The organism is Burkholderia sp. Ac-20392, from assembly GCF_017104585.1.
Classification (GTDB): Bacteria; Pseudomonadota; Gammaproteobacteria; order Burkholderiales; family Burkholderiaceae; genus Burkholderia; species Burkholderia lata.
Genome location: NZ_JAAGPB010000901.1, coordinates 1 through 1832 on the forward strand (window position 1 = coordinate 1; position 1832 = coordinate 1832).

The 1832-nt window shown below is 69.2% G+C and carries 2 protein-coding genes; both read left to right on the forward strand.

Annotated elements, in window-relative coordinates; all coding sequences use genetic code 11:
* The first annotated feature begins 107 nt into the window (after positions 1-107).
* Positions 108-1043: an AraC family transcriptional regulator gene (locus tag G3N99_RS39520; protein ID WP_011356659.1), complete on the forward strand. Its 936-nt coding sequence runs from the start codon at positions 108-110 to the stop codon at positions 1041-1043.
* On the forward strand, positions 1040-1832 hold a 793-nt coding region (locus G3N99_RS39525), incomplete at its 3' end, for an FGGY family carbohydrate kinase (protein ID WP_346778521.1). The genes G3N99_RS39520 and G3N99_RS39525, both read left to right, overlap by 4 nt.

Consider the following 1832-nt stretch of genomic DNA (forward strand, 5'->3'; position numbering starts at 1 on the left):
CGAACGCGGCGCCGCCGGCGGCCGCGTCGCGCACCACGCCGCCCGCCGCGACGGGCTGGTCGATGTCCCGTTCGTAGCACGCCGGCACGCCCCCGACGGAGCACACGATGAACCCGGATCTCGAGATCGTTCCCACCCACCGCGACGAATCGTTCCGCGCGTGGATCCACGACTATCCGCATTCGGTCGCGAAGTGGCACTTCCATCCCGAGTACGAGATCCACCTGATCCAGTCGTCGCACGGCAAGATGTTCGTCGGCGATCACATCGGCGATTTCGGCCCCGGCAACCTGATCGTCACCGGGCCGAACCTGCCGCACAACTGGGTCAGCGAACTCGCCGACGGCGAGCGCGTGCCGTCGCGCGACGTCGTGCTGCAGTTCTCGCGCGACGCGATCGAGAAGATGGTCGGCGCGTTCAGCGAGCTGCAGCCGGTGATCGACCTGATCGACGACGCGGCGCGCGGCGTGCAGTTTCCCGACCGCGTCGGCCGCGACGTCGCGCCGCTGATGCTCGAACTCGCGAACGCGCACGGCTGCCGGCGCGTCGAGATCCTGATGTCGCTGTTCGACCGGCTGTCGTCGTGCCGCGAACGGCGCGTGCTCGCCGGCCCCGGCTACCGCAGCGATGCGCAGCACTACATGTCGTCGACCATCAACCAGGTGCTGTCGTACCTGCAGCAGAACCTGCCCGGCATGCTGCGCGAAACCGATGTCGCCGCGTTCGCCGGGATGAGCGTCAGCACCTTCACGCGCTTTTTCCGCCGCCATACCGGCTCGTCGTTCGTGCGCTACCTGAACCGGCTGCGCATCAATGAGGCCTGCGAACTGCTGATGTTTTCCGACCTGACGGTGACCGACATCTGCTACCGGGTTGGCTTCAACAACCTGTCGAATTTCAACCGTCAGTTTCTCGCGATGAAGCAGGTGCCGCCGTCGAGGTTCCGCGCGCTGCACCGGCTCAACGAACCGCACGGCCGCGACGACGCGCCGCCGCTTCGGCGTGCGCCGCCGCGCGCCCCAGACAGGATGCTTCACACGTGACATTTCTCGGCATCGATCTCGGCACGTCCGAGGTCAAGGTTCTTCTCACCGATTCCCGTTCGGTCCCGCTCGCGACCGGCTCGGCCGCGCTGTCGATCAGCCGGCCCCATCCGCACTGGTCGGAACAGAGCCCGCAGGCGTGGTGGCACGCGATGCTCGATGCGATCGCGGCGGTGCGCGCCGCGCATCCGGCCGGCTTCGCCGCGCTGCGCGGCATCGCGCTGTCGGGGCAGATGCACGGCGCGACGCTGATCGATCGTGCGGACCAGGTGCTGCGCCCCGCGATCCTGTGGAACGACACGCGCGCCGGCACCGAATGCGTCGAGCTCGAAGCGCTGGTGCCGGAATCGCGCGCGATCACCGGCAACATGGCGATGCCCGGCTTCACCGCGCCGAAACTGCTGTGGCTCGCGAAGTACGAGCCCGCCGTGTTCCGCGCGGTGCACAAGGTGCTGCTGCCGAAGGACTATCTGATCTGGCGCCTGTCCGGCGAATTCGTGTCCGAGATGTCCGACGCGTCGGGCACGCTGTGGCTCGACTGCGCGCGCCGCGACTGGTCCGACCGGATGCTCGCCGCGACCGAGCTGTCGCGCGCGCAGATGCCACGGCTCGTCGAAGGCAACGCGCCCGCCGCGCAGCTGCGCGACACGCTGCGGCGCGAATGGGGCATCGCGGGGCCCGTGACGATCGCCGGCGGCGCCGGCGACAACGCCGCCTCCGCGATCGGCATGGGGGTCACGGGCGCCGGCAGCGGCTTCCTGTCGCTCGGCACGTCCGGCGTGCTGTTCG